The 26,172-nt window shown below is 71.9% G+C and carries 24 protein-coding genes; 5 read left to right on the forward strand and 19 right to left on the reverse strand.

The window, feature by feature from the left end:
* Positions 1–3 precede the first annotated feature (3 nt).
* A complete protein-coding gene (locus ACGFYU_RS17595; protein ID WP_393828179.1) occupies positions 4–636 on the reverse strand; it encodes a sulfite oxidase-like oxidoreductase in 633 nt (210 codons plus the stop codon).
* A 173-nt stretch (positions 637–809) separates the two neighbouring features.
* On the opposite strand from ACGFYU_RS17595, the gene bfr reads away from it, so the two are divergent.
* On the forward strand, positions 810–1,286 hold the full coding sequence (gene bfr / locus ACGFYU_RS17600; RefSeq protein ID WP_030707395.1) for a bacterioferritin: 477 nt from the start codon (positions 810–812) through the stop codon (positions 1,284–1,286).
* A 14-nt stretch (positions 1,287–1,300) separates the two neighbouring features.
* Here the strand turns inward: bfr and ACGFYU_RS17605 are convergent, their stop codons facing one another.
* Positions 1,301–1,606: a bacterioferritin-associated ferredoxin gene (locus tag ACGFYU_RS17605; RefSeq protein ID WP_393828180.1), complete on the reverse strand. Its 306-nt coding sequence runs from the start codon at positions 1,604–1,606 to the stop codon at positions 1,301–1,303.
* Between the two features lie 157 nt (positions 1,607–1,763).
* The gene (locus tag ACGFYU_RS17610) at positions 1,764–3,128 is read right to left on the reverse strand and encodes a class II 3-deoxy-7-phosphoheptulonate synthase (RefSeq protein ID WP_393828181.1); all 1,365 of its coding nucleotides are present in this window, start codon (positions 3,126–3,128) and stop codon (positions 1,764–1,766) included.
* Positions 3,129–3,463: 335 nt separating this feature from the next.
* Between ACGFYU_RS17610 and ACGFYU_RS17615 the strand changes: the two genes are divergently transcribed.
* Positions 3,464–5,350, forward strand: coding sequence for an anthranilate synthase family protein (locus ACGFYU_RS17615; RefSeq protein WP_393828182.1), 1,887 nt, complete (start codon positions 3,464–3,466; stop codon positions 5,348–5,350).
* Between the two features lie 39 nt (positions 5,351–5,389).
* On the opposite strand, the gene ACGFYU_RS17620 is transcribed toward ACGFYU_RS17615, so the two are convergent.
* The 5 genes from ACGFYU_RS17620 to ACGFYU_RS17640 form a co-directional block, all read right to left on the reverse strand.
* Complete coding sequence (locus ACGFYU_RS17620; protein ID WP_393828183.1) at positions 5,390–6,388, reverse strand: 2-hydroxyacid dehydrogenase; 999 nt, start codon at positions 6,386–6,388, stop codon at positions 5,390–5,392.
* Positions 6,389–6,470: 82 nt separating this feature from the next.
* Complete coding sequence (locus ACGFYU_RS17625; protein WP_393828272.1) at positions 6,471–7,499, reverse strand: 6-phosphofructokinase; 1,029 nt, start codon at positions 7,497–7,499, stop codon at positions 6,471–6,473.
* A gap of 153 nt (positions 7,500–7,652) precedes the next feature.
* Positions 7,653–8,297 carry a response regulator transcription factor gene (locus ACGFYU_RS17630; RefSeq protein WP_215015121.1) on the reverse strand — a complete coding sequence of 215 codons (645 nt, stop codon included), beginning with the start codon at positions 8,295–8,297 and terminating at the stop codon, positions 7,653–7,655.
* A 29-nt stretch (positions 8,298–8,326) separates the two neighbouring features.
* Positions 8,327–9,544: a MacS family sensor histidine kinase gene (gene macS, locus ACGFYU_RS17635; RefSeq protein ID WP_393828184.1), complete on the reverse strand. Its 1,218-nt coding sequence runs from the start codon at positions 9,542–9,544 to the stop codon at positions 8,327–8,329.
* Between the two features lie 32 nt (positions 9,545–9,576).
* The gene (locus tag ACGFYU_RS17640; RefSeq protein WP_393828273.1) at positions 9,577–10,311 is read right to left on the reverse strand and encodes a lysophospholipid acyltransferase family protein; all 735 of its coding nucleotides are present in this window, start codon (positions 10,309–10,311) and stop codon (positions 9,577–9,579) included.
* A gap of 172 nt (positions 10,312–10,483) precedes the next feature.
* Here ACGFYU_RS17640 and ACGFYU_RS17645 point away from each other — a divergent pair, with 172 nt between their 5' ends.
* Together ACGFYU_RS17645 and ACGFYU_RS17650 are read left to right on the forward strand one after the other, a co-directional pair.
* On the forward strand, positions 10,484–11,263 hold the full coding sequence (locus tag ACGFYU_RS17645; RefSeq protein ID WP_393828185.1) for an alpha/beta hydrolase: 780 nt from the start codon (positions 10,484–10,486) through the stop codon (positions 11,261–11,263).
* Positions 11,256–11,810, forward strand: coding sequence for a hypothetical protein (locus ACGFYU_RS17650; RefSeq protein WP_393828186.1), 555 nt, complete (start codon positions 11,256–11,258; stop codon positions 11,808–11,810). The genes ACGFYU_RS17645 and ACGFYU_RS17650 overlap by 8 nt, the downstream gene beginning before the upstream one ends.
* Positions 11,811–12,063: 253 nt before the next feature.
* Here the strand turns inward: ACGFYU_RS17650 and ACGFYU_RS17655 are convergent, their stop codons facing one another.
* The 6 genes from ACGFYU_RS17655 to ACGFYU_RS17680 form a co-directional block, all read right to left on the reverse strand.
* Entirely contained in the window at positions 12,064–12,828 is a 765-nt protein-coding gene (locus ACGFYU_RS17655) for an endonuclease/exonuclease/phosphatase family protein (RefSeq protein WP_393828187.1), read from the reverse strand.
* A 72-nt stretch (positions 12,829–12,900) separates the two neighbouring features.
* Positions 12,901–13,842, reverse strand: a complete 942-nt coding sequence (locus tag ACGFYU_RS17660; RefSeq protein ID WP_393828188.1) for an ROK family glucokinase — start codon at positions 13,840–13,842, stop codon at positions 12,901–12,903.
* Between the two features lie 61 nt (positions 13,843–13,903).
* Positions 13,904–14,350 carry a DUF5304 domain-containing protein gene (locus ACGFYU_RS17665; protein ID WP_393828189.1) on the reverse strand — a complete coding sequence of 149 codons (447 nt, stop codon included), beginning with the start codon at positions 14,348–14,350 and terminating at the stop codon, positions 13,904–13,906.
* A gap of 76 nt (positions 14,351–14,426) precedes the next feature.
* Positions 14,427–15,665, reverse strand: coding sequence for an ArsA family ATPase (locus ACGFYU_RS17670; RefSeq protein ID WP_393828190.1), 1,239 nt, complete (start codon positions 15,663–15,665; stop codon positions 14,427–14,429).
* A gap of 82 nt (positions 15,666–15,747) precedes the next feature.
* A complete protein-coding gene (locus ACGFYU_RS17675) occupies positions 15,748–16,188 on the reverse strand; it encodes an SRPBCC family protein (protein ID WP_393828191.1) in 441 nt (146 codons plus the stop codon).
* A gap of 79 nt (positions 16,189–16,267) precedes the next feature.
* Positions 16,268–17,044 (reverse strand): metallophosphoesterase, encoded by a 777-nt coding sequence (locus tag ACGFYU_RS17680; protein ID WP_382645131.1) that lies wholly within the window; start codon positions 17,042–17,044, stop codon positions 16,268–16,270.
* Positions 17,045–17,274: 230 nt separating this feature from the next.
* Here ACGFYU_RS17680 and ACGFYU_RS17685 point away from each other — a divergent pair, with 230 nt between their 5' ends.
* On the forward strand, positions 17,275–19,071 hold the full coding sequence (locus ACGFYU_RS17685) for an AMP-dependent synthetase/ligase (protein WP_393828192.1): 1,797 nt from the start codon (positions 17,275–17,277) through the stop codon (positions 19,069–19,071).
* Here the strand turns inward: ACGFYU_RS17685 and ACGFYU_RS17690 are convergent.
* The 5 genes from ACGFYU_RS17690 to ACGFYU_RS17710 all read right to left on the reverse strand — a co-directional run bounded on the left by ACGFYU_RS17690 (position 19,068) and on the right by ACGFYU_RS17710 (position 26,060).
* On the reverse strand, positions 19,068–20,684 hold the full coding sequence (locus tag ACGFYU_RS17690; protein WP_393828193.1) for a GMC oxidoreductase: 1,617 nt from the start codon (positions 20,682–20,684) through the stop codon (positions 19,068–19,070). The genes ACGFYU_RS17685 and ACGFYU_RS17690 overlap by 4 nt on opposite strands.
* Positions 20,685–21,064: 380 nt before the next feature.
* Complete coding sequence (locus ACGFYU_RS17695) at positions 21,065–22,207, reverse strand: glycosyltransferase family 4 protein (RefSeq protein WP_393828194.1); 1,143 nt, start codon at positions 22,205–22,207, stop codon at positions 21,065–21,067.
* Between the two features lie 353 nt (positions 22,208–22,560).
* On the reverse strand, positions 22,561–23,691 hold the full coding sequence (locus ACGFYU_RS17700) for a hypothetical protein (protein ID WP_393828195.1): 1,131 nt from the start codon (positions 23,689–23,691) through the stop codon (positions 22,561–22,563).
* Positions 23,692–23,716: 25 nt separating this feature from the next.
* Positions 23,717–24,778, reverse strand: a complete 1,062-nt coding sequence (locus ACGFYU_RS17705; protein ID WP_393828196.1) for an NlpC/P60 family protein — start codon at positions 24,776–24,778, stop codon at positions 23,717–23,719.
* A 253-nt stretch (positions 24,779–25,031) separates the two neighbouring features.
* On the reverse strand, positions 25,032–26,060 hold the full coding sequence (locus tag ACGFYU_RS17710) for an NlpC/P60 family protein (RefSeq protein ID WP_393828197.1): 1,029 nt from the start codon (positions 26,058–26,060) through the stop codon (positions 25,032–25,034).
* Positions 26,061–26,172: the final 112 nt, after the last annotated feature.

A 26,172-nucleotide genomic window follows, 5' to 3' on the forward strand; every position in this document is an offset into this window, starting at 1 on the left:
GAACTACAGCTCGGGGCCGTCCCCCGGCTCCTCCTGGTACGAGTAGCGCTGCTCGCGCCAGGGGTCGCCGATGTTGTGGTAGCCCCGCTCCTCCCAGAAGCCGCGCCGGTCGGCGGTCATGTACTCGACGCCGCGGACCCACTTGGGCCCCTTCCAGGCGTACAGGTGCGGGACCACGAGCCGCAGCGGGAACCCGTGCTCCGCGGTGAGCAGTTCACCGCCCTGGTGGGTGGCGAAGACGGTCCGCTCGGAGGCGAAGTCGGCCAGCCGCATGTTGGAGCTGAAGCCGTACTCGGCCCACACCATCACATGCGTGACCTGCGGCGCCGGCGGCGCCAGGGCGAGGATCGTACGGGCGAGCACACCGCCCCATTCGGCGCCCTGCATGCTGAACTTCGTGACGCAGTGCAGGTCCGCCACGACGGAGTCGAAGGGCAGGGCCGTGAACTCCTCGTGGTTCCAGCAGTGCTTGTCACCGTCGGCCGTCGCACCGAAGACCCGGAACTCCCAGCGGTCCGGCTTGAACTTGGGCACGGGACCGTAGTGGGTGACCGGCCAGCCCCGCTGCAACCGCTGCCCCGGTGGAAGCTCCAGCTGCTCTGCTCCCGGAGATTCCCGGCTTTCCGGCTGACCCATGACTCCATGGTGACAGACGTGGCGGGGTGGTCATGACCAGGTCTGGGCCGATTCGGGCAAGTCACGGTAACTCGCACTAAGGAGGCACTTACTGGACGGCCCCCGACGGCGGTGCAAGGATGCGCCCACCTACCCCGTCACGTGGCTGACATTGCCTGGAAGGAGCCTCTGCGATGCAGGGCGACCCCGAGGTCCTTGAGTTTCTGAACGAGCAGCTGACCGGCGAGCTGACGGCCATCAACCAGTACTGGCTGCACTACCGCATCCAGGACAACAAGGGCTGGACCAAGCTCGCCAAGTACACGCGTGAAGAGTCCATCGACGAGATGAAGCACGCGGACAAGATCACCGAGCGCATCCTCATGCTCGACGGTCTGCCGAACTACCAGCGCCTCTTCCACGTACGCGTCGGGCAGACGATCACGGAGATGTTCCAGGCGGACCGGCAGGTCGAGGTCGAGGCGATCGACCGCCTCAAGCGCGGTATCGAGGTCATGCGCGGCAAGGGCGACATCACCTCCGCCCGCCTCTTCGAGGAGATCCTGGAGGACGAGGAGCACCACATCGACTACCTCGACACCCAGCTGGAGCTCATCGAGTCCCTGGGCGAGCCGCTGTACATCGCGCAGCTGATCGAGCAGCCGAGCTAGCAGCGGTCAGACGGTCAGGCGGCGTCCGCCAGCACCGGCGAGAGCGAGGGAGAGGCGACCGGCGCGGGAACGGGCGAGAGCGAGGGCGCGGAGGTCAGCTCCGGGTCGGCGGCGAGCACGGCCGCCACGTTGCCCTTCTCCAGCAGCTCCCGGCGCGGGCAGGCCCCGCGGCCGAGGATTCCCTGGATGGTGCGCACGCAGGAGCCGCAGTCGGTGCCGGCCTTCGTGGCCGAGGCGATCTGGCGCGGGGTGCAGGCACCGGCCGCCGCGTGCTCCTTGACCTGCTTGTCGGTGATGCCGAAGCAAGAGCAGACGTACACGCGGTTCACCTCCCAGGGCGGAATGGTTCGGCCAGCCATCCCCTAGATCGGTGAGGCTTACCTAACCGTACCCAAAGTTAGGGTTCCCTAAAAGACCCGGATACGACGATGGGGCGCGGATCACATCGATCCGCGCCCCATCGTCACAGGCAGCTACTTACTGGTCGCGGTACATCTCGGCGACCAGGAACGCCAGGTCCAGGGACTGGCTGCGGTTGAGGCGCGGGTCGCAGGCCGTCTCGTAGCGCTGGTGCAGGTCGTCGACGAAGATCTCGTCGCCGCCGCCCACGCACTCGGTGACGTCGTCACCGGTGAGCTCGACGTGGATGCCGCCCGGGTGGGTGCCGAGGCCCTTGTGGACCTCGAAGAAGCCCTTGACCTCGTCGAGCACGTCGTCGAAACGGCGCGTCTTGTGGCCGGAGGCCGCCTCGAAGGTGTTGCCGTGCATCGGGTCGGTGACCCAGGCGACGGTCGCACCGGACGCGGTGACCTTCTCGACCAGCTCGGGGAGCTTGTCGCGGACCTTGTCGGCGCCCATGCGGACGACGAAGGTCAGCCGGCCCGGCTCGCGCTCCGGGTCCAGGCGGTCGATGTAGGTCAGCGCCTCGTCCACCGTGGTGGTCGGGCCGAGCTTGATGCCGATCGGGTTGGCGATCTGCGAGCAGAACTCGATGTGCGCGTGGTCCAGCTGGCGGGTGCGCTCACCGATCCAGACCATGTGGCCGGAGGTGTCGTACAGCTTGCCGGTACGGGAGTCCGTGCGGGTCAGCGCGCCCTCGTAGTCGAGCAGCAGCGCCTCGTGGGAGGCGTAGAACTCGACCGCCTTGAACTCGGCCGGGTCGGTGCCACAGGCCTTCATGAAGTTCAGCGCGTTGTCGATCTCCCGCGCGAGCTGCTCGTAGCGCTGCCCGGACGGGGAGGACTTCACGAAGTCCTGGTTCCAGGCGTGCACCTGGCGCAGGTCCGCGTAACCACCGGTGGTGAAGGCGCGCACCAGGTTCAGCGTCGAGGCCGACGCGTGGTACATGCGCTTGAGCCGCTCCGGGTCCGGGACGCGGGCCTCTTCGGTGAAGGCGAAGCCGTTGACGGAGTCGCCGCGGTAGGTCGGCAGGGTGACGCCGTCGCGGGTCTCGGTGTCCTTGGAGCGCGGCTTGGAGTACTGGCCCGCGATACGGCCGACCTTCACGACGGGCACGGAGGCCGCGTACGTCAGGACGGCGCTCATCTGGAGCAGCGTCTTCAGCTTGGCGCGGATGTGGTCTGCGGACACGGCGTCGAAGGCCTCGGCGCAGTCGCCGCCCTGAAGCAGGAACGCCTCGCCCTTGGCGACGGCTCCCAGACGGGCGCGCAGCTGGTCGCACTCGCCCGCGAAGACGAGCGGAGGATACGACTCGAGGTCCGCGACGACAGCGCGCAGAGCCTCGGCATCGGGGTACGAAGGCTGCTGCGCCGCGGGAAGGTCTCGCCAGGTCGCCTTGGCGGCGAGGGCTTGGGTTTCAGCGTTCACGGTCACCTCGTACACATTACGGCGTCATTGGTCACGTCCGGCCCAGCGACCACCTGGTGAGACGGGAGTGGCTCGAAGGCAGACGGCACGCATTGATACGGAATCCATGGTTCATCCCGCGCCATGAGACGGATCCTGCGCCCGGAGGCCGCTCTGGGCTAAGGTGCCTCGCATGTACGCGCACTCGAACCAGAACTGGTGGTGGCCCGCTCCCGGCGGCCCACTCCTCGCGCGTACCCACTGACACGACCGACGCGAAGGCCGCCCCGAGGGGCGGCCTTCCGCATGCGGTGAAGAAACACCGCGCAGGGAAACCGGGCCGCTCCTCCCACCGGAAGGACGCCCACCCCATGCCGCTGGACATCAGCCGACTGCTCGACGACTCCTGCCCGCCGTTCGCCCTGCTGCGACGGCGGACCCCCGGCCGCGACCACGACACCGTCGAGGTGCTGCTCGGCGCGGTCCACGAGGCCGAGCGCCTCGCCGACCTGCCCGTACGGGAGCTGCCCACCCTCGCCCTCGTCCCCTTCCGGCAGATCCGGGAGCGCGGGTTCGACGTACGCGACGACGGCACGCCGCTGAGCGTGCTGGTCGCCGAGGAGGCGTACGAGATCCCGCTCGCGCACGCCCTGGAGGGACTCCCCGCGCACGAGGTCCGGGTGGAGGGTGGCGGCTTCGACGTGCCCGACGAGGCGTACGCGGCCACCGTCGCGCGGGTCATCGAGGACGAGATCGGCCGGGGCGAGGGCGCGAACTTCGTCATCCGGCGCACCTACGAGGGCCGGATCGAGGGCTTCGGCCGGGCCGACGCGCTCGCGCTGTTCCGGCGCCTGCTGGAGGGCGAGCGGGGCGCGTACTGGACGTACGTGGTCCACACGGGCGACCGGACCCTGGTCGGGGCCAGCCCCGAGGTGCACGTGCGGATGTCCGGCGGGACGGTCGTGATGAACCCGATCAGCGGCACGTACCGCCATCCGGCGGGCGGTCCCACCGTCGAGTCGCTCCTCGCCTTCCTCGGCGACCGCAAGGAGACCGAGGAGCTGTCGATGGTCGTCGACGAGGAACTGAAGATGATGTGCACGGTCGGGGACCGGGGCGGGGTCGTCGTCGGGCCGCGGCTGAAGGAGATGGCGCACCTCGCCCACACCGAGTACGAGCTGCGGGGACGCTCCTCGCTGGACGTGCGGGACGTGCTGCGGGAGACGATGTTCGCGGCGACGGTGACCGGGTCGCCCGTGCAGAACGCCTGCCGGGTGATCGAGCGGTACGAGGCCGGGGGCCGCGGCTACTACGCGGGCGCGCTGGCGCTGCTGGGCGTCGACGCGGCCGGGGCCCAGACCCTCGACTCCCCCATCCTGATCCGTACCGCCGACATCGCGGCGGACGGCGTGCTCCGGGTACCGGTCGGGGCCACGCTCGTACGGCACTCGGATCCGGCGGGCGAGGTGGCCGAAACCCACGCCAAGGCGGCGGGCGTCCTGGCGGCGCTCGGGGTCCGACCGGCCGCCCCGCGGCCCGCCGGCGCCGGCCCCCGGCTGGCGGACGACCCCCGGGTGCGGGCGGCGCTGGCGGCCCGCCGGCAGGACCTGGCGCCCTTCTGGCTCCGGATGCAGGAGCAGCCCTCCTCGCTGACCGGCCGCGCCCTGGTGGTGGACGGGGAGGACACCTTCACGGCGATGCTGGCCCACGTCCTGCGGGTGGCCGGGCTGGAGGTGACCGTACGCCGCTACGACGATCCGGGGCTGCGGGCGGCGGCCCTGTCGTGGGAGGGACCGGTGGTCCTGGGCCCGGGGCCGGGGAACCCGGCGGACGCGGCCGACCCCAAGATGCGGATGCTGCGCGGGCTGGCGGCGGAACTGCTGGCGGGGCACCGCCACGGGCTGGTCGGGGTCTGCCTGGGCCAAGAGCTGCTGGCGGCCGAGCTCGGACTGCCGCTGGTCCGCAAGGCGGAGCCGGCGCAGGGGGCGCAGACGCGGATCGACCTCTTCGGGGCGCAGGAGGTGGTCGGCTTCTACAACACGTACACGGCGCGCTGCGACGCGGCGACGGCCGAGCGCCTCGCGGGGTCCGGCGTGGAGGTCTCCCGGGACCCGGCCACGGGCGAGGTCCACGCGCTCCGCTCCGCGGCGGGCGGCTTCGCGGGGGTCCAGTTCCACCCGGAGTCCGTCCTCACCCTCCGCGGCGCGGACCTCCTGCGCGACCTCCTGACGCGCGTCACGACCCCGACACCGGCGTAGCCGTCACCCCTGCCGGGCCGGGAAGGCCCGGCGGGGGTGTCACGCCGAAGACGGAACCAGGGTGTTCTCGGAGCGGCGGCCCGCCACGTAGTCCGCCACGTTGGCGACGGTGGTGTCGATGATCTGCCCCACCGCGTCGCTCGTGTAATACGCCTGGTGCGAGGTCACCACCACGTGCGGGAACGTGACCAGCCGCGCCAGCGTGTCGTCCTCCACCGCCACCAGGGACTTGTCGAGGAAGAAGACCCCCGCCTCCGCCTCGTACACGTCCAGGCCCACCCCCGCGAAGCGCCCCGCCCGCAGCTCCGTTACGAGCGCGTCCGTGTCGACCAGACCGCCCCGGCTGGAGTTCACCAGGATCGCGTCGTCCCGCATCAGCTTCAGCGCCGCCGAGTCGACGATGTGGTGCGTGGACTCCAGCAGCGGCACGTGCAGGCTGATCAGGTCCGAGGACGTGAACAGCGTCTCCTTGTCCACGTACTTCATGCCGAGTTCCACGCACGCCGGATTCTGCGCCACGTCCCACCCCAGCAGGTTCATGCCGAACCCGTGCGCGATCCGCGTGAACGCCTCGCCGATCTTGCCGGTGCCCAGGACGCCCACCGTACGGCCCCGCATGTCCCGGCCCATCAGCCCGTTCAGCCGGAAGTCGAAGTCCCGCGTGCGGTTCGAAGCCCGTACGATCCGCCGGTTGACCGCCATCGCCAGGGCCCAGGCGAATTCGGCGACCGAGTACGGCGAGTAGTAGGAGACCCGGCTGACCGTCATGCCCAGCTCCCGGGCCACGTCCAGGTCGATGTTGTTGAAGCCCGTCGACCGCTGGGCGATCATCTTCGTCCCGCCCGCGGCGAGGATCCGCAGCACCCGCCCGTTCAGGTCGGCGTTGACGCTGGAGGAGACGATCTCGTAGCCGGCCGCGATGGGTGCGGTGTCCTCGGTCATGAAGACTTCGAGGCAGCGGACCTCGTGCTGTCCCGCGAAGGCCTGCTCCAGGAGCGGCTTCTCGTCGGCGGTCACACCGAATGCCAGGATCTCCACGCTTGCTCCCGATCCGTCGAAGTACGTCGATCCATGGGTCGTTTGTCACCCTACGACCCATGGATCACGCTCGCCCGGCGGCTCAGCCGAAGAAGACGCCGACCTCCTGGTACAGCGCCGGATCCACCGTCTTCAGCTTCGCCGTCGCCTCGGCGATCGGCACCCGCACGATGTCCGTCCCCTTCAGCGCGACCATCTTGCCGAAGTCCCCGTCGCGCACCGCGTCGATCGCGTGCAGCCCGAACCGGGTCGCCAGCCACCGGTCGAAGGCGCTCGGCGTACCGCCCCGCTGGATGTGCCCGAGCACCGTCGTACGGGCCTCCTTCCCGGTCCGCGCCTCGATCTCCTTGGCCAGCCACTCACCCACGCCCGACAGCCGCACGTGTCCGAAGGAGTCCTTGGTGGCGTCCTTCAGGACCAGGTCCCCGTCCTTGGGCATGGCCCCCTCCGCGACCACCACGATCGGCGCGTAGCTCGCCTTGAAGCGCGAGGTCACCCACGCGCACACCTGGTCCATGTCGAAGCGCTGCTCCGGGATGAGGATCACGTTGGCGCCGCCCGCGAGACCCGAGTGCAGGGCGATCCAGCCCGCGTGCCGGCCCATGACCTCGACGACGAGGACCCTCATGTGCGACTCGGCCGTGGTGTGCAGCCGGTCGATGGCCTCGGTCGCGATGCCGACCGCGGTGTCGAAGCCGAAGGTGTAGTCCGTCGCCGACAGGTCGTTGTCGATGGTCTTCGGCACGCCGACGCACGGGACGCCGTACTCCTCGTACAGCTTGGCGGCGACCCCGAGGGTGTCCTCCCCGCCGATCGCGATGAGCGCGTCCACCTCGTACTTGGCGAGGTTCTCCTTGATGTTGCGCACGCCGTTCTCGGTCTTGAACGGGTTGGTGCGCGAGGAACCGAGGATGGTGCCGCCCCGGGGCAGGATCCCGCGGACGGCCGGGATGTCCAGCGGGACCGTGGCGCCTTCGACCGCGCCGCGCCAGCCGTCCTTGAAGCCGATGAACCCGTAGCCGTACTCCTGCTCGCCCTTGCGGACGACGCCCCTGATGACCGCGTTGAGCCCGGGGCAGTCGCCGCCGCCGGTCAGCACTCCGACCTTCATGGAATCTCCCTTCGCCATGACGGTCACGCTAGTGGTGAGCCAGGTCACAGCAAGGGCCCTGGAGGGGTCAATTCCGGTGGAATCGCGGGGCGTTGCGTACGCCCGTTCACTCGTACGAGGACGTAAGTACGACGTACGACAGCGCCTGCGCCCCTACGCGTCGTCGAGGCCTCGCTCTATCGCGTACCGGACGAGCTCCACCCGGTTGTGCAGCTGGAGCTTGCCCAGGGTGTTCTGGACGTGGTTCTGCACCGTGCGGTGCGAGATGACCAGCCGTTCCGCGATCTGCTTGTACGAGAGCCCCTTGGCCACCAGTCGCAGCACCTCGGTCTCCCGGTCGGTCAGCTGCGGCGCCTTCGGCTCGTCGGAGGCGGTCGGCGCCGGGTCGGTGGCCAGGCGCCGGTACTCGCCGAGCACCAGTCCGGCCAGGCCCGGGGTGAAGACGGGATCGCCGGCCGCCGTGCGGCGGACCGCGTCGATCAGCTCCTGGGCGCCCGCGGACTTCAGCAGGTAGCCGGTCGCGCCGGACTTCACCGCCTCCAGGACGTCCGCGTGCTCGCCGCTCGCCGACAGGACCAGGACGCGCAGCGCCGGATTGGCGCCGACGAGTTCCTTGCAGACCTGCACGCCGGGCATCCCCGGCAGGTTGAGGTCGAGGACCAGCACGTCGGGGGTGACGGCGCGGGCCCGGCGGACCGCCTCGGGGCCGTCGCCGGCGGTGGCCACCACGTCGAAGCCGGCGGCGGCCAGGTCGCGGGCGACCGCGTCCCGCCACATCGGATGGTCGTCGACGACCATCACCCTGATCTCGTGCGGTTCGTGCGTGCTCACTGGGTCCTCCCCCTGGGTACTTTCAGTTCCACTTCGGTGCCCTGCCCGGGGACGGACACCAGCTCGGCGGTGCCGCCGAGGTCACGCAGCCTGCCGCGGATGGACAGGGCCACCCCCATCCGGCCCTCGCCCTCCGCCTGGTCGAGCCGACCCGCCGGGATGCCCGGGCCGTCGTCCCGGACGGTCACGATCACCTCGTCGCCCCAGTCCTCGACCAGGATCCAGGCGCTGGCCCCCTCCCCGGCGTGCTTGCGCACGTTGTCGAGGGCGGCGCCGACCGCCGCGGCCAGCTCCTTCGCGGCGGGCACCGGCAGCGGCACCGGGGTGCCCGGCTCGGCGAAGCTCACCCGGGAGCCGGCGTGCGGGGCGAGGAGCGTCCGCAGGTCCAGCTCGCCCTGGTCAGCGCCCTCGTCCGCGTCGTCCACCTCGTACGAGTCCACCAGCGCGCCCCGCGATTCGTCGCGGGAGACCCGGGAGGGGTTCACCAGCCCTGTGGAGACCAGGGTGCGCAGGGCCACCTCCTGCTCCCCCGCCATCCGGCCGAGCTCGGCGGCCTCCCCGCCCAGGTCGGTACCGCGCCGCTGGACCATGGCGAGGACTTGGAGGACCCCGTCGTGGATGTCGCGGGCGAGGCGCTCGCGCTCGCGGGTGGCGGCCTCGATCTCCAGGGCGCGGGCGAGGGTGTTCTCGCTGGCCCGGGCGACCTCGACGACGTAGCCGATCGCTATCGAGGCGACCCAGACCAGCAGGACGTTGTGCAGGGTGTCCCGGGTGGGCTCGCCGCCGTGGATGACGATGTTGGCGACGGCCACGAAGGTGGAGGCGAAGCCGGCCCAGCGCCAGCCGCCCTTGATGGCGAAGGCGAGGACCGAACCGGCGGTCCAGATGCTGGGGAGGGTGGGGCCGCCGCTGGCGATCCGCTCGGCGGTGTCGGCGACCGGGGTGAGCAGGATCCCGGCGAGGGCGACCGTGAGGTCGGCGCCGAGGAAGCTCTTGGTGCAGCTGGTGGCGTTCACCACCTTGCGGTGGGTGGCGAGGGTCCACAGCGCGAGGACCGCGAGATAGCCGACGGCGATCCCCGGGCGGTCGAACTTCTTGTAGGCGGAGGCGAACAGCCCCACCGCGTAGAGCATGGTCAGCAGCCGATAGGCCGTCAGGGCCCGCCACAGCGGCTGCTCGACCGACATGCGTACGACGCGCTCGCGTTTCGCCATCTCCCCCACCCCCCGCGGGCGGTGCCGCCCTGCTACTCGCCCTTGTCCGCCTTCTCGGCCTTGGCGGCCTCCGCCTTGGCCGCCTTCTCCGCCTTCTCGGCGTCGGCGATCTGGCGTTTGGCCGCCGTCGCGTAGATGTCGACGTACTCCTGGCCGGACAGCTTCATGATCTCGTACATGACCTCGTCGGTCACCGAGCGGAGGATGAAGCGGTCGCCGTCCATGCCGTGGTAGCGGCTGAAGTCCAGCGGCTTGCCGATCCGGATGCCCGGGCGCATCAGCTTGGGGACCACCTTGCCGGGCGGCTGGATCTTCTCCGTGTCGATCATCGCCACGGGGATCACGGGGGCTCCGGTGGCCAGCGCCACGCGGGCCAGGCCGCCGGGCTTACCCCGGTAGAGGCGTCCGTCGGGTGAACGCGTCCCCTCGGGGTAGATACCGAACAGCTCCCCGCGTTCGATGACCTCGATGCCGCTCTTGATCGCGGCCTCGCCGGCCCCGCGGGCGCCGGAGCGGTCCACCGGGAGCTGGCCGACGCCCTTGAAGAAGGCGGCCGTCAGCTTGCCCTTGACGCCGGGGGAGGTGAAGTACTCCGCCTTCGCGATGAAGGTGACCTTGCGGTCCAGTACGGCGGGCAGGAAGAAGGAGTCCGAGAAGGACAGGTGGTTGCTCGCGAGGATCGCCGGCCCCTCGGCGGGAATGTTCTCGAGGCCCTCCACCCACGGCCTGAAGGCGAGCTTCAGGGACCCGCCGATGGAGAACTTCATTGCGCCGTAGATCAACTCGAAAACCTTCCTGTGTCCTGTCGAACAGACCTTATCCCCTGGCTCCCGCGGGAGCGGCCCGACGGCCCTGGTCGGTGTCACCCCGGTCGCGTACGGTGAAGTCACACAGAGCAACGCACCCCACTCGACGCACATCATGATCAAGGAGACCCCGGTGCCTGTCCTCCCTGGAGCCGAGCCGTTCCGCCACGAGGGCGGAGAGGTCGGCGTCCTTCTCTGCCACGGCTTCACCGGTTCCCCGCAGTCGATGCGCCCCTGGGCCGAGTATCTGGCCGGGCGCGGGCTCACGGTGTCGCTGCCGCTGCTGCCCGGGCACGGGACGCGGTGGCAGGACATGCAGCTCACGGGCTGGCAGGACTGGTACGCCGAGGTGGACCGCGCGCTGCGGGACCTGCTGGACCGGTGCGAGCAGGTGTTCGTCTTCGGGCTGTCGATGGGCGGCGCGCTCACCCTGCGGCTGGCGGCCAAGCACGGGGACGCCATCAGCGGCATCGTGCTGGTCAATCCGGCCAACAAGGTCCACGACCCGCTGGCCTTCGCCCTGCCGGTGGCCAAGCACTTCATCCGGTCGACACCGGGCATCGCGAGCGACATCGCCAAGCCGGGCTCGGAGGAGGTCGGCTACGACCGGGTCCCGACCCGGGCCGCGGACTCGCTGCGCAAGCTCTTCCAGGTGGTGGACGCGGATCTGCCGCAGGTGACGCAGCCGGTGCTGCTGCTGCACAGCCCGCAGGACCATGTCGTCCCGTCGGTGGACTCGGCGCGGATCCTGGCCCGGATCTCGTCGACGGACGTCACCGAGACCCTGCTGGAACAGAGCTACCACGTCGCGACGTTGGACCATGACGCGGAGCGGATCTTCGCGGACAGTTTTGCGTTCGTCGGCCGGCTGGCGGAGAGCGTGGGCAGGGAGGGGGCGGAGGCTGGTGGCTGAGCACGAGGAGCAGTCGGGCGGAGTTCCGCCGCTGGACGAGGAAGCGGCGTGGGCGGCGATCGTCGCCGGGTACGGGCAGGAGCCGCCGGACCCGCCGGGGGCGAGACCTTTCCGGCCGATCGAGAACCTGATGCTGCCGGAGGAGGACGTCAAGCCGTTGCCCTCCGGGCCGGAGCAGGAGCCGGAGCCGGAGCCCTCCGAGCCGGACCCCGGGCCCCCGGCCCTGGGCAGCTCGGTGGTCTTCGCGCCGGGCGTCGGCACGGGCCCGCGGGACCACTCGCCGGCGGAGCCGAAGGACGACGAGGGCCACTTCGTCCAGCCGGAACCGGAGCTGCCGGAGGCGGACACCACGTCGAAGTTCGCCTGGCTCGCGGTGGTCGGCGGCCCGGTGCTGCTGCTCCTGGCGGTACTGCTGCAGTGGGAGATGACCTGGTGGCTGACGACGCTGGGCATCGGCGGCTTCCTGGGCGGGTTCGCGACGCTGATCGCACGCATGCAGCAGGGCGACGACGAGGACGACGACCCGGGCCGCGGCGCGGTCGTCTAGCCCCCGCCCCCCTGGGGCTCCGCCCCAGCCCCTGCACCGCCGCGGGGCGGGGCCCTCAGGCGGCGCCGGCGCGCCCCAAAGACCCGGGGCTCCGCCCCGTACCCTCCCCCAGACTCCGTCCGGGGGGACCCCCACCCCTCAAACGCCGGAGGGGCTGGTTTTTGCTGCCGTAGGCCTTCAGCTGCGGCTCACAACCCCCCGAGCGGCGTTTGAGGCGCGGGGTCTGAGTAGCGGCGCCGCAGGTGGGACGGGGCTACGGCCCAGCCGGGAGGCGGAGGGCCGCCAGGACCGGGAGGTGGTCCGTCGCGGCGCGGAGGTCGGCCCCGGCCAAACCCGGCAGCCCCGCAGGGACACCGCAGGCCAGCACCTCCACCCCCGGCGAGGCGAACACCGCGTCGATGCGGCGGTCCGGCGCCGACGCCGGGAACGTGTCGGCGCCGCCCCACGGGGACACCGTCCAGCAGTCCTGCAGCGCAGCGGAGAGGCGGTCGAAGGCCGGACCCCCCGGGCCTTCGTTGACGTCGGCCGCGGCGATCACCTGCGGAGCCTCCAGCGCCGCGGCCCGGTCCAGGAGCAGCCCCGCCTGAGCCCGCCGTTCCGCCGCGTCCAGCGACAGGTGGGCGCTGATGACCCCCACCCGGGCCGCCCCGAAGCGGACCACGGCCGTGGCGAAGCCGCGCCGGTGCAGCCCGGGGGTGCGCGGCAGCAGCACGTCCTCCGTCCGCTCCACGAAGGCCCGTAGCGAGCACAGCAGCAGCGGCCCCGCCGCCGTCGCACCCCCGCCCAGCACCACCAGGTCGGTCTTCGCGGCGAGCCGCGCCGCGTGCTTGCGCCAGCGGAAGAACCGCGGCGCCTCCTGTACGAAGACCAGGTCCGGCGCGCACGCCCGGATGACCCGGGCCAGCGCCTCCTCGTCGTCGCGCAGCGAGCGGATGTTGTAGCTGAGCACCCGGATCACGGCGGAACCGTCCGGCTCCGTACGAGACTTCGGCAGCGAAGGCAGCAGCTGTTGGTCCATGCCCGCAAGATACGCAAACGCCCGCCGCTCCCCCAGGGGGCGCGGCGGGCGGTCACGGCGAAGGAAGGGGCGTCAGCCCTGGCGCGCCAGGTCCGCCGCGCCCACGAGCCCGGCCTTTCCGCCCAGCTGGGCGGCGAGGACCTGCGCGTGCGGGCGCCAGGCGCCGCCGACCAGCCAGCGCTTGAAGGACTTGCGGATCGGGTCGAGGACGAGGTCGCCCTCGTCGGAGACCCCGCCACCGACGATGAAGGCCGACGGGTCGAAGAGCGAGGCGAGGTCGGCCAGTCCGGCGCCCGCCCAGCGGGCCAGCTCGCGGAAGGCGTCGATGGCGACCAGGTCACCTGCCCGCGCGGCCGCGCTGATGTGCTTGCCCTCGATGCCCTCGGGGGTGCCGTCGCCGAGCGCGAGCAGGGCCACCGCGTTCTCGGGGGTGGCCTTCGCGCGCTGCTTCGCGTACCGGACGAGCGCGCGCCCGGAGGCGTACTGCTCCCAGCAGCCCTGGCTCCCGCATCCGCACAGCAGGCCGTCCGGGACGACCCGGATGTGCCCGAACTCGGCGGCGACGCCGAAGCGTCCGCGCCGCAGCTTGTTGCCGATGATGATGCCGCCGCCGAGGCCGGTGCCGAGCGTGATGCAGATGACGTCCTCGTGGCCCTGGCCGGCGCCGAAGCGGTACTCGCCCCAGGCCGCGCAGTTCGCGTCGTTCTCGACGACGACGGGGAGGCCGATGCGCTGCTCGACCTTGTCCTTCAGCGGCTCGTGGCGCCAGTTGATGTTCGGTGCGAAGAGCACCGTCGCACGCTTGTCGTCCACGTAGCCCGCGGCGCCGATGCCGACGGCCTCGATGGTGTGGTTGCTGCTGACTTCGGAGACGGCGGCGCAGATGGCCTCCGTGACTCCGTCCGCGGTCGGCGGGGTGGGCACCTTGTACGTCTCAAGGATGGTGCCCTCTTCGTCGACCACGCCGGCCGCGATCTTCGTGCCGCCGATGTCGACGCCGATGGTGAGTCCCATTAGTCCCTCGGTTTCCGGTCAAACCCCGCCACGGCCAACGGTACCCGAGGGCGGCAGGGGTTCAGTCGAGATCGATCCGCTCCGTCGGGCCGTCACCAGGGCCTTCGTCCCGGGGGTCGCGCTCCTTGCGGGGGGCCGGGGGCTCGCCCCGTGTCCAGCGGCGCTCGTGGCCCTCGACGGCCGAGCGGTAGGCGGCGAGCAGTTCGGAGCCGGCGGCGGCGAGGTGGTCGAAGACCTCGGGGTTGCGCTCGATGACGGGCTTGGCGGCGGTCTTCGCCTGGTTGACGAACTGGCGCACGGCTCCCTGGGCGGCGGTGCCGAAGAGCGGGTTGTTCAGCCCGGAGACCTTGTCCGCGACGGCCTCGAAGAGCTTGAACAGCTCTTCGGCGGCGGTCCCGGTGGCCCCCGCGCCCTGCCCGCGCAGGCGCTCCTTCTCGGCGGCGAGGTCCTCGGCGCAGGCCTTGGCCCAGGCGTCGTCGTCGGTGGGTCGGTCGGTGGCCTCGCTCATGGCGGACTCTCCTGCGGCGGCTGCTGTGCGTGCGGTACGGGCTACCTTCGACGTTACCCGAACGGCGGTACGGGGATCAGCGCGTGCGCGGCCAGAGACCCGGGTCCGGGGTGAAGCGGATGCGGAGCGCGTCTTCGGCCAGGGCGGCGCCGGAAACGGTGCAGCGGCGCAGCGCTGCGGGGAGCGGAACGATCCTGCGGTACGGGCCGGCCGTGAGCAGCAGCTCGTCGCCGCGGCGGATGAGGTCGAGCTCGCGCTTGTGCGCGCCGGGCAGCGGCACCACCCAGACGAGTACCCCGTCCTCGGCGAGCCGGTCCTCGACGGCCCAGGCCGGACGGGGCGCGGGCGGGGGCGGGACGAGACCGTCGGTGGCGCCGGTATCGGCGTCGGTATCGGTAGCGCCATCGGCGAGCAGTGCCAGGTCCTGCGGGCCGCGCGGGGCCCGGCCGAGGTGGGGCAGCCGGATCACGGGGAGCTCCCCGGCCCACTGGGCGGCGCACTTCTCCTGCTCGGCGGCGAGCCCGGCGAGCCAGGGGTCGGCGGAGCCCTGGGGCAGGGTGCGGTTGGCGACGACGGCGGCGACGGGCAGCTGCTGGAGGGCGAACCCGAGCCGCCCCAGCCGGACGGCGTCGGCGGCGGCCGGCCCCGGCTCGGCGACCAGGCGCACCTCGGTGGTGTCGGCCTCGACGACGGCCTGGACGGCGGCGAGCTCCTCGTCCCAGCGGGCGGCGGCCTCGTAGAGCCACTGCGCGGGCATGGGCACCCCGGCCAGCTGGGCCAGGACGGGCCGCAGGGCGCGGGCGGCCTGCCGCTCGGCGGGGAGCAGCCGGGCGAGGTAGCGGCGCAGCTGGGCGGGGAGGGCGAGGGTGGCCAGGGCCTGGTGGAGCGGGGGCAGGTCGACGACGACGAGGTCGGTCCGGGGGGCGGTGGCGGCCCGCCTCAGGGCGCGCAGCAGCGCGAACTGTTCGGCGCCGGGCAGCTCGGTGAGCTCCTCGGCGCCGAGCGGGCGGGCGCCGAGCATGCCGAGGAGGGTGGATCCGCGTTCCTGGAGGGCGACGAGCTCCTCGCGGAACTCCTCGCCGGAGTCCACGCGGGCCACGCGGAGCCCGTGTGCGGCGGTGGTGGCCCGCAGGCCGGGCGCGACCTCTTCGGCCTCGCCGGCCGTCTCGCCCGTCAGCGCGCCGGCCGGGTCCCCGACGTCTCCGGACAGCAGCAGCACCCGCCGCCCCTGCCGGGCCGCCGCGAGGGCGGTGGCGGCGGCGACGGTGGTCCGGCCGGATCCGCCGGGACCGGTGATCAGCAGGGTGTGCGGCATGGTGGGGGTTACTCCGGATACAGGACCCGGTGCTCCGCCCCGGACCCCGCTGGGTCCGGGCGGGAGCTCCGGCAGCGGTGGGTCAGTGGGACTCGACGCGCTTCTTCAGGCCGGCCAGGGCACGGTCGATGATCACCTTCTCGGCCTTGCGCTTGATCATGCCGAGCATCGGGATCTTGACGTCCACGGTCAGCGAGTAGGTGACCTCGGTGCGCCTGCCGCCGTCCACCGGCGTCAGCCGGTAGGAGCCGTCCAGCTGTCGCAGCATCTGCGACTTGTCCAGGGTCCAGCTGACCTCGTCCGCACCCTTCCAGGTGTACGCGAGGGTGTGGTCGTCCTTGATCGCGCCCGCGTCCAGCAGCAGCCGGACCTTCTCGGCGCGGCCCTCGGCGTCGGTGGCCAGGACCTCGGCCTCCTTCACCTCGCCGGTCCACTCCGGGTAGCGGGCGAAGTCGGCGATCACGGCCATCACGTCGGCCGGCGAAGCCTCGATCGTGATGCTTGAGCTGGTGTGTTCCGCCATCGCGGTCGATCCTCCGGGATGTATTCGAGGAAATGTGCGGCCTCCGGCCGCCGCTCGAAGGCTACCGTGCGTGCGGAGCTCACCACTCCAGGGCCCAGGGCCTTCCGGTCGCCGCGAAGTGCCCGACGTTCACGCACTCCGTGCTCCCGATCCGCATCCGCCGCGCCAGCGGCTGGTGCACGTGCCCGAAGAGGGCGTACCGGGGCCGGGTCCGCCGGATCGCGGCGAGCAGGGCCTCGCTGCCCCGCTCGAAGCGCCGCGCCACCGTGTCGTAGCAGAGCTCCGGCACCTCCGGCGGGATGTGCGAGCACAGTACGTCCACCTCCCCCAGGGCCTCCACCTTGGCGGCGTACTCCTCCAGGGACACCTCGTAGGGGGTCCGCATCGGCGAGGGCAGTCCGCCGCCCACGAAGCCGAAGACCCGGCCGCCGATCTCCACCCGCTGCCCGTCGAGGACGGTGAGGCCGGGGCGGTCGGCGTACTCCGGCCACAGGGCCGGGATGTCGACGTTGCCGTAGGTGGCGTACGTGGGGGTGGGGAAGGCGGCGAACATCTCGGCGTACTGGCGGCGCACCGCGCCCTCGATCATCCGTTCCCGGTCGAGCCCCGCCCACAGCCGCCGCCCGAGGGCGTGGGCCTCCTCGAAGCGGCGCGCGGTGCGCAGCTCGACGATCCGGTCGGCGTTCTCGACGCCGAAGAGGTCGGGGAAGATCCCGCGCGAGTGGTCGGCGTAGTCGAGGAAGAGGACCAGGTCACCGAGGCAGATCAGCGCGTCGGCGCCGTCCCCTGCCCTGGCGAGGGCCTCGGTGTTGCCGTGTACGTCGCTCACGACGTGAACTCGCGTGCTGCCAGCCATGCGGTCACCCTAGGGGCGCCTGGTGACGGAGGGGTAGTGCGGGGGGTGAATGCGGCCGGACCTGCGGTTACTTCCGAGTCGCGAAGGGGGTCGACTACTGTCGGCACGGTATGGCTGCGTCATGTGACGCAGGGAACATCTGGCCGGTTCCCTCTATCGGGAACCCACTACCGGTGGGTAACGTCCGGTCGGTCCACACGGTGGCGATGGCGCCCAGAGGAGCAGCAGTCTTGCGCGAGTTCAGCCTTCCGGCCCTGTACGAGGTCCCGTCGGACGGGAACCTGACGGATCTCATCCGCCGCAATGCCGCGCAGCATCCAGACACCGCCGTCATGAGCCGCAAGGTCGACGGCCGGTGGCAGGACGTGACCGCGACCGAGTTCCTCGCCGAGGTCCGGGCCACGGCCAAGGGCCTGATCGCGGCCGGCATCCGCCCGGGCGACCGCGTCGCCCTCATCTCCCGCACGCGCTACGAGTGGGTGCTGATCGACTTCGCGATCTGGAGCGCGGGCGGCGTCACCGTCCCCGTGTACGAGACCAGCTCCCCCGAGCAGATCCAGTGGATCCTCGGCGACTCCGGCGCCGTCGCCGCGGTCGTCGAGAGCCCCGGGCACAGCACGGCCGTGGCCTCGCTGCGCGACCGCCTGCCGGAGCTGCGCGAGGTCTGGGAGATCGAGCGGGGCGCCCTCGACACGCTGAAGAGCGCGGGCGCCTCGGTCACCGACGCCGAGGTCGAGGAGCGCAGCAGCCTCGCCAACGCCGACGACCCGGCCACCATCGTCTACACCTCGGGCACCACCGGCCGCCCCAAGGGCTGCGTGCTGACCCACCGCAACTTCTTCGCCGAGTGCGGGAACGTGGTGGAGCGCCTCAGCCCGCTCTTCCGCACCGGCGAGTGCTCCGTGCTGCTCTTCCTCCCGGCCGCGCACGTCTTCGGCCGCCTGGTGGAGGTGGCGTCCGTGCTGGCGCCGATCCGCCTGGGCTGCGTACCGGACATCAAGAACCTGACCGACGAGCTGGCGTCCTTCAAGCCCACCCTCATCCTCGGTGTGCCGCGCGTCTTCGAGAAGGTCTACAACTCGGCGCGCGCCAAGGCGCAGGCCGACGGCAAGGGCAAGATCTTCGACGCGGCGGCCGAGACGGCGATCGCGTACAGCCGCGCCCTGGACACCCCCTCCGGCCCGTCCTTCGGGCTCCGCCTCAAGCACAAGCTGTTCTCCAAGCTGGTCTACAGCAAGCTGCACACGGTCCTCGGCGGCCGCGGCGAGTACGCGATCTCGGGCGGTGCCCCGCTGGGCGAGCGCCTCGGGCACTTCTTCCGCGGCATCGGCTTCACCGTGCTGGAGGGCTACGGCCTGACCGAGTCCTGCGCGGCCACGGCCTTCAACCCGTGGGACAAGACGAAGATCGGTACGGTCGGCCAGCCGCTCCCCGGTTCCGTGGTGCGCATCGCGGACGACGGCGAGGTGCTGCTGCACGGCGAGCACATCTTCAAGGAGTACTGGAAGAACGAGACGGCCACCGCGGACGCGCTGACCGACGGCTGGTTCCACACGGGCGACGTCGGCACCCTCGACGAGGACGGCTACCTCGCGATCACCGGCCGCAAGAAGGAACTCATCGTCACGGCGGGCGGCAAGAACGTGGCCCCCGCCGTCATCGAGGACCGCATCCGCGCCCACGCGCTGGTGGCGGAGTGCATGGTGGTGGGCGACGGACGGCCGTTCGTGGCCGCGCTGGTCACCATCGACGAGGAGTTCCTGGGCCGCTGGGCCACGGAGAACGGCAAGCCGGCCGGGGTCACGGCGGCCGAGCTGCGCGAGGACGCGGACCTCATCGCCGCCGTCCAGAAGGCAGTGGACGACGGCAACGCGGCGGTTTCCAAGGCGGAATCGGTGCGGAAATTCCGCATTCTCCCCTCCCAGTTCACGGAGGAATCAGGCCACATCACGCCGTCCCTCAAACTCAAGCGCAACGTGGTGGCCAAGGACTTCGCAGACGAAATCGAAGCGCTCTACCGCCCCTAACGCGGATCCTCACTCAGAACCCGCGCCATGTTCCGCTCCGCAAGAGCGGTAATGGTGACGAACGGATTCACCCCGAGCGAGCCGGGTACCAGGGAGCCGTCCACGACGTACAGCCCCTGGTACCCCTTCGCCCGCCCGTAGGAGTCCGTCGCCTCTCCGAGAACACACCCCCCGAGCGGGTGGTACGTAAAGTCATCGGCGAAGGCCTTGTTCCCCCCGAACAGATCATGCCGGTACACGGTCACATTCCGCCGATTGATCCGATCGAACAAACACTTGGCGGCCTCCACCGACGGCGTGTTCTGATCCCTGCTCCAGTTCAACCGAGCCGAATCACTCGCGGCGTCATAGGTGAAGAACCCCCGCTCGGGATTCTTCGTAATGGCCAGGTACATCGAGATCCAGTGCTCCAGCCCCATGGGCAGCGGCGCGATCTCGGCGAAGACCGGATTGGCGACGTTGTCCCAATCGTCGATCCCCATGGCGGGCATGGTCGCCTGATTGGCCCCGACGGTGTCCCACACATGGTTGGCCCGGGCGGTCATGACATTGCCGTTGTGCCCCCACCCCAACCCGACCCGCTCACTGAGCCCGGGCAGCGTCCCGGTCTCCCGGGCCCGCAGCAGAATCTCGGTGGTCCCAAGACTTCCGGCCCCCAGAAACAGCTGCCGGCACCCGAGCTCCCGCACCTGCGTGACCCGCCCCGTCACATCGCTGGTCTGCACGGTGACGACGTACCCACCCCCCGGATCGGGCCGGACACCCACCACCCGCTGCATGGTCTCGATGGTGACGTTCCCGGTACCGATGGCCGCGGCGAGATAGGTCTTGTCGACACTCCTCTTCCCGTGGTTGTTGCCGTAAATAACCTCCCCGGCCAGCGCTGACCGGACGGCCGTCCCGGCGGCCTCCCGCTTCATGTACTCGAAGTCGTACACGTTCGGCACGAACACGGTCTTGAGCCCGGTGTTCTGCGCGTGCTTGCGCGAAACCCTCGCGAACCGGTACCACTCCGTGGACTCGAACCACCCCGGGTCGATCTCATTCACGCCGAGCATGGCCCGCGCCCGCGGGAAATAGGTCCCGTACATCTCGTCGGCGTCAACGAGCGGAAACACCTCACCGAAATAGGACCTCTTCGGCGTGGGCGCCATCCCCCCGTTGACCAGCGACCCCCCACCCACCCCCCTCCCCACGTACACAGCCATGTCCCCGTAGTTCACCCGGTCGAGCACACCGGGATACGGCCTGATGTCCCGATTGACGACATCAAGCCAAAGAAACTGCGCCAGAGGCGCCTCGGTCCGGTTCCGGAACCACATGGAGCGCTCGTCGGGGGCGGCCGTGGACGGAAAGACCTTCCCGTCCGCCCCGGGACTGTCCCAGAGCCGCCCCATCTCAAGCACGACGGTCCGCACACCGGCCTGCCCGAGCCGGAGCGCGGCCACGGCGGACCCGTACCCTGACCCCACGACGATGGCGGGTGCGTACTGCGCGGCCGCGGGCTCGGCAGCGGCGGCCGAGGCGAGCCCGATCCGCGTGAAGCCGAGCATGGCAGCGGTCTGGAGGGCGCCGATGCCCAGCATTTGACGACGCGTCAGATGAGATGTCATGGCCGCATCATGAGCGGAATCCAGCCGTCCATCCATACCCCGCCTTGACAGGCATCTGAGAGACAGTCAGCCATGGCGACTCATCGCCGCCCGCCGAACTCCCACTCGTGCACCTCGATATCGGCGTACCCATCCAAGGTCAGCACAGCACGCGCCGCCTCCGCGTCCACCGCCCGCACGACGGGACCGACCCCGCTCACCGGGTTACCGAGGCTCAGCCTCGCCGCCTAGGGAGGCGGGTGGGCAACCACCGCGCCGCCACGCTGGTGAGAGGGGGGTAAAGACGCCGACCGAGCGCGAAGCCCCGCACCCATGTCACCGCCCGCCTGAGCGAAATGCCGACGCGACCAACGGTCAAAGGCCCCGCCCAAGCGGGGCCCCTACAACAACCCCCGCAACCGCCCCGCCAGCAGGTCCCACCGCCACCGCTCCTCGACCCACGCCCGGCCCGCGGCCCCCATCCGCTCCCGCAGGGCCGGGTCCCGTAGCAGGGCCACCACGCGGTCCGCCGCGTCCTCCGGGGAGCCGCCCCGGACCACCCAGCCCGTCTCGCCGTCCCGTACCGCGTCCGGCGCCCCGCCGGAGTCGCCCGCGACCACCGGCAGGCCCGTCGCCGAAGCCTCCAGGTAGACGATCCCGAGACCCTCCACGTCCAGCCCGCCCCGCCGGGTCCGGCACGGCATGGCGAAGACGTCCCCGGCCCCGTAGTGCGCGGGCAGTTCCTCCCACGGCACCGCCCCGGTGAACCGTACGGACGCCGCCACCCCCTTGGCCGCCGCCAACGCCCGCAGGTCCGCCTCGTACGGCCCCCCGCCCACGATCAGCAGCACCGCGTCCGGCACCGCCGCCAGGATCCTCGGCATCGCCTCGATCAGCGTGTCCTGCCCCTTGCGCGGCACCAGCCGGGAGACGCACACCACCACCGGCCGGTCCGTCAGCCCCAGCCGGGCCCGGACCTCCGCCCCGCCCGACTCCGGGTGGAAGGTCTTCTCGTCCACCCCCGGCGGGAGTTGCACCATGCGCCCCGCCGCCCGCTCCGTGACCGCCGAGGCGATCCGCGAGCGCGTGTACTCCCCCAGGTACGTCAGCGTGTCCGTGCCCTCGCCGATCCGCCGCAGCAGCTGCCGCGCGGCCGGCAGCTGGGCCCACCCCGCCTCGTGCCCGTGCGTCGTGGCCACGATCCGCCGCGCGCCCGCCCGCCGCAGCGCGGGGCCCATCAGGCCGAGCGGGGCCGCCGCGCCGAACCACACCGACTCGCAGCCGTGTGCGCGCAGCAGGGAAACCGCCCTCGCCGTCACGCGCGGCGTCGGCAGCAGCATCGTCGTACGGTCGCGCACCACGGGGAACGGCTGCTCGGCGTCGAAGGCGGCCGTCGCCTCGCGCCCCTCCTCACCCCGCTTCCAGGTGGAGGCGTAGACGACGACCCGGTCGGGATCCAGCCTCAGCGCCATGTTGTGCAGGAAGGCCTGGATGCCGCCGGGTCGCGGCGGAAAGTCGTTGGTCACGATCAGCGTCTTGTGCATCGCCAGCCGACGATACCTTCCCGCCGCCGCGGGCTTCGACGATGCCGGTAGGCAGTGGCCGGCCAGCGGTACCGGGCGGCGACGCCAGTCAGCGGCGCCACGCCGCGACGCCAGTCAGCGGTACGCGGTCAGGGTCAGCCACGCCAGTCAGCGGCGCCACGCGGGGAAGCCAGGCGGCGACGCCACTCACCGGTACCCCGGTCAGCCACGCCAGTCAGCGGTGCCAGGCACCAATGCCGGACGTCGACGCCGGACACCAGCACCGCACACCGACACCGGACACCAGCACCGCACACCGACGCCGGACACCAACCCCGGCCCCAACGCCGCCCACAAACGCCTGTCACCGCAGCTCACCGCAGCTCACCGCGCAGACTCTCCTGCCAAGCCAAGGTCAGCTCCCCCTGATCCACCCCCAGCGTCCCCTCCAGCGCCGTGGCGAACGCCTCCCGCCCCGCCCGCTCGTACAGCTCCACCAGCGCCCCCTCCCCCCACTTCTCCGCGATCAGCCGGCACGCCAGCCAGGCGCCCTCGTACGCCCGCGCCAGCGCATCGGGGTCGCCTCCGAAGGCGAAGGCCCCGGTGTCCGGGAGGGCGGCCGGCACCTCGCCCCGCCGTACGGCCCGCGCCAGCGCGGGGGCGCCCTGCTCCGGGGTGGTGGGGGTGCCGCGGTACGCCGCCCAGTCCGCGAAGCCCTCGGAGAGCCACAGCGGCGTCATCGCGGTGGTCGCCGCCCGGGTGGCCACGTGCGTCACCTCGTGGGTCAGGACGACGCGCCGCCCCTCCTCCCCCAGCTCGGCCCAGCCCTCCGGGTTGACCACCACCCGGTCGGCGGGCGCGGGCGCCGCCCCCACCCGGCCGGTGGTGACGGCCCCCAGCCCCCGGTAGTCGTCGGCCGGCCGGCCCAGCAGCTCCGCCATCCGGTCCAGGGACCCGGGGACCAGCACGACCACCCGCCCGGCCCACGACCGCGGCCAGGCGGCGCTCGCCGCGGGCACCGCCCGGTCGGCCTCGGCGGCGATCGGGGCCAGGTCGGGGGCCCCGGCGCCGCCCAGCACCAGCGAGTGCGTACCCCGGACCTCCGACACCGGCCCCTGGTCCCACAGCTGCGGCAGCGCCCCCGGCGCGGGCCGGTCGGCGGTGACCCGCCACCGCGCGCGTTCCCCGCCCGCCTCACGTACGAGCTCCAGCTCCAGCACGCGCGCCGAGCCGCCCGGGGCCGCGTCGTAGCCGGCCAGCCGGTAGCGCAGCTCGGCCCGTACGAGGGCTCGCGCCCCGTCCCGCCGTACCGAGGCGACCTCGTACGACCAGTCCTCCAGCGGGATCCCGGCGAGCCGCTGCGGCGGCACCCTCGACCACTCGGCGACGGCCCGCCGGATGTCCCGGCCGGCGGTGTCGACCGGCCGCGCCCCGCATCCGGCCAGCAGAACGCACAGCAGCGGAAGCACCCAGCGCAAACCCGGACCACGGCGGACAGCAGACATCAGCCGATCGTACGCACCCCCGCCCTCAGGGCCGCGTAACCGCCGAAACCGGCATCATCCCCACCGGGTCGTACCGCACCCGGGCCCCCGGATACGGGGCATGCACCACCTGCCCGTTGCCGACGTACATGCCGACATGGCTGGCGTCGGACCGGTAGGTCACCAGGTCGCCCGGCCGCGCCTGCGACAGCGGCACCTGGCGCCCCGCGTGCCGCTGGGCCTGCGAGGTGCGCGGCAGCGAGACCCCGGCCTGCCGGTACGACCAGACCATCAGCCCGGAGCAGTCGAAGCCGGAGGGGCCGGTGGAGCCCCATACGTACGGCCGGCCGACCGCCGCCCGGGCGGCCATCACCGCGGCGGCGGCCCGCCCCGACGAGGGGCCCAGCGAGGAGAGGTCGGGCAGCGCGTCGGGGCGGCCGCCGGAGCGGGAGGCCCGCTCGTAGTCGGCGCGTTCCTCGGACGGCATGGCGTTCAGCAGCCGCCGGGCGGCCGCGAGCTTCGCCGTGACGGACCGCTTGTGCCGGGCCACGTCGGAACGCAGGGCGTCGAGTTCGGCGAGTTTGCGGGAGGCCTCCCGGCGTTCCTGGCCGAGCCGGCGCTGCTCCTCGCGGAGTTCGTCGAGCTGCCGGGCCTGGCGGCCGGTCAGCCGGTCGAGGGCGGCGGCCTGTTCCAGGTACGCGTCGGGGTCCTCGGAGAGCATCAGGCCGACGGTGGGGTCGATGGCGCCGCTGCGGTACTGGGCTCCGGCGAAGGTGCCGAGGACGCCGCGCATGGTGTTGATGCGCTCCTGGCCGCGGGCGACCGCGTCCTGGGCGCGGTCGACCTCGGCGCGGAGCCGATCGGCCTTCTCGCCCGCCTCGTTGAAGCGTTCGGTGGCCTGCTCGGCCTCTTCGAGGAGCCGGTCGACCTGGGCGCGGGCGCTGTCGGCGGGGTCCTGCGGCAGGCCGGGGGCCGCGCTCGCGGGTGCGCCCGCCATGGCGACCGCGGCGGTGGCCGCGGCGGCGGTGAGGACGGTGACCTTCGCGTTCCGGTCGAGACCGGCAAGACCGGTGAGGCCGCTGGGGCCGGGCCGGCGATGGGACGCCACGTGAAACCGCTCCCTTCCGCTGCGCGGGGCCCGGGTCCGCCCCCCGTGGACGGCCGTGTGCCGGGTTCCGCGCTGGCAGACAGTAGCCGCGCCACCGGGCACCGGCCAACGACCGCCGACGGGTACGCACAGTGACGCCCCGCCGGAGACGCAGGTCACCGGCGGGGCGTGTGGTCAGAGCGGGGCCCCGCAATTCGCCCGGATGGGCGGTGTACGGCGCGTCCCCGGGCGGGGACGCGGCGTACGGGAGGCGTCAGCCGACGCGGACGCCGAACTGGAAGGGCATGTTGTCCATGGACTCGTACTTGATGCCGCCGCGCGGGTTGGAGGCGTGCAGCGTCATGTTGTTGCCGGCGTAGAGGCCGACGTGGTGCAGGTCCCCGTAGAAGAAGACCAGGTCACCGGGCTGGAGCTGGCTGCGGCCGATGCGCGTGCCGTCGTTGGCCTGGGTGTAGGTGGTGCGGGTGATGTTCACGCCGGCCTGCTTGTACGCCCACTGCGTGAGCCCGGAGCAGTCGAACGCGCTCGGGCCGGTGGCGCCCATGACGTAGGCGCCGCCCAGCTTGGTCTTCGCGGCCTCCAGGGCGGCTCCGGCGCGGCCGGAGGCCTTCACGTTGCCGAGGTCGACGCGGCTGCTGTCGCTGCGGCTGGCGCGCGTCTCCTCGTCCTTGAGCGCGGCGCGCTCCTGGGCGGTGAGGGTGTTGAGGAGGGCCTGGGCCTCGGCGAGCTTGTCCTGCGCGACCTTCTTCTTCTCGCCGAGCTCCTTGCGGGTGGCGTCGAGGTCGGCGAGCTTGCCGGCGGCCTCCTGGCGCTGCTGCGCGAGGCTGCGCTGCTTGGCCTGGATCTTCTGGACCGCCTCGACCTGCTTGCCGCTCAGGTGCTCCAGGCTGGAGGCCTTGTCGAGGTAGCTGTCGGGGTTCGAGGAGAGGAGGAGGGCGATCGACGGGTCTATGCCGCCGTTGCGGTACTGGGCGCTCGCCATCGACCCGAGCGTGCCGCGCAGCTCGTTGAGGTCGCCCTGGCCGCGCGCGACCTGGTCCTGGAGCTGCGCGATCTCCTTTTCGAGCGTCTCCTGGCGTTCCTTGGCCCCGTTGAACTTCTCGGTGGCCTGCTCCGCCTCTTCGTAGAGGGCGTCGACCTGGGACTTGACCTCGTCCTTGCTCGGCTTCGCCGGGGCGGCGGAGGCGGCCTGGGCGGAGAGGGCGACGGCCGCGGCCGCGGTGGCGGTGAGCACGGTCACACGGGTGCGGTTCGGCTGCTTGGGTCGACGGTGGGACGCCACGAAGGCGAGCTCCTTCTTCCTAGAGCCGCCGAAGGAACGCAACTCGGCAGCACCTCCGCCGACACCCCGAATGAGTGATCTACCGCACGAAGGTTTGAACAGACCCTAGTGA

It is taken from the genome of Streptomyces sp. NPDC048337 (assembly GCF_043201175.1).
Taxonomy (GTDB): Bacteria; Actinomycetota; Actinomycetes; order Streptomycetales; family Streptomycetaceae; genus Streptomyces.

Bases quoted from the DNA above. Each gene is read 5' to 3' on its own strand.
- ACGFYU_RS17695 (WP_393828194.1), bottom strand. From the start codon at position 22,207: ATGCACAAGACGCTGATCGTGACCAACGACTTTCCGCCGCGACCCGGC.
- ACGFYU_RS17680 (WP_382645131.1), bottom strand. From the start codon at position 17,044: ATGGCTGGCAGCACGCGAGTTCACGTCGTGAGCGACGTACACGGCAAC.
- ACGFYU_RS17625 (WP_393828272.1), bottom strand. From the start codon at position 7,499: ATGAAGGTCGGAGTGCTGACCGGCGGCGGCGACTGCCCCGGGCTCAAC.
- macS (WP_393828184.1), bottom strand. From the start codon at position 9,544: ATGGCGAAACGCGAGCGCGTCGTACGCATGTCGGTCGAGCAGCCGCTG.
- ACGFYU_RS17670 (WP_393828190.1), bottom strand. From the start codon at position 15,665: ATGCCGCACACCCTGCTGATCACCGGTCCCGGCGGATCCGGCCGGACC.
- ACGFYU_RS17665 (WP_393828189.1), bottom strand. From the start codon at position 14,350: ATGAGCGAGGCCACCGACCGACCCACCGACGACGACGCCTGGGCCAAG.
- ACGFYU_RS17615 (WP_393828182.1), top strand. From the start codon at position 3,464: ATGCCGCTGGACATCAGCCGACTGCTCGACGACTCCTGCCCGCCGTTC.
- ACGFYU_RS17690 (WP_393828193.1), bottom strand. From the start codon at position 20,684: ATGACATCTCATCTGACGCGTCGTCAAATGCTGGGCATCGGCGCCCTC.
- ACGFYU_RS17630 (WP_215015121.1), bottom strand. From the start codon at position 8,297: ATGGTCGTCGACGACCATCCGATGTGGCGGGACGCGGTCGCCCGCGAC.
- ACGFYU_RS17595 (WP_393828179.1), bottom strand. From the start codon at position 636: ATGGGTCAGCCGGAAAGCCGGGAATCTCCGGGAGCAGAGCAGCTGGAG.
- ACGFYU_RS17655 (WP_393828187.1), bottom strand. From the start codon at position 12,828: ATGGACCAACAGCTGCTGCCTTCGCTGCCGAAGTCTCGTACGGAGCCG.
- ACGFYU_RS17660 (WP_393828188.1), bottom strand. From the start codon at position 13,842: ATGGGACTCACCATCGGCGTCGACATCGGCGGCACGAAGATCGCGGCC.
- bfr (WP_030707395.1), top strand. From the start codon at position 810: ATGCAGGGCGACCCCGAGGTCCTTGAGTTTCTGAACGAGCAGCTGACC.
- ACGFYU_RS17640 (WP_393828273.1), bottom strand. From the start codon at position 10,311: ATGAAGTTCTCCATCGGCGGGTCCCTGAAGCTCGCCTTCAGGCCGTGG.
- ACGFYU_RS17675 (WP_393828191.1), bottom strand. From the start codon at position 16,188: ATGGCGGAACACACCAGCTCAAGCATCACGATCGAGGCTTCGCCGGCC.
- ACGFYU_RS17700 (WP_393828195.1), bottom strand. From the start codon at position 23,691: ATGTCTGCTGTCCGCCGTGGTCCGGGTTTGCGCTGGGTGCTTCCGCTG.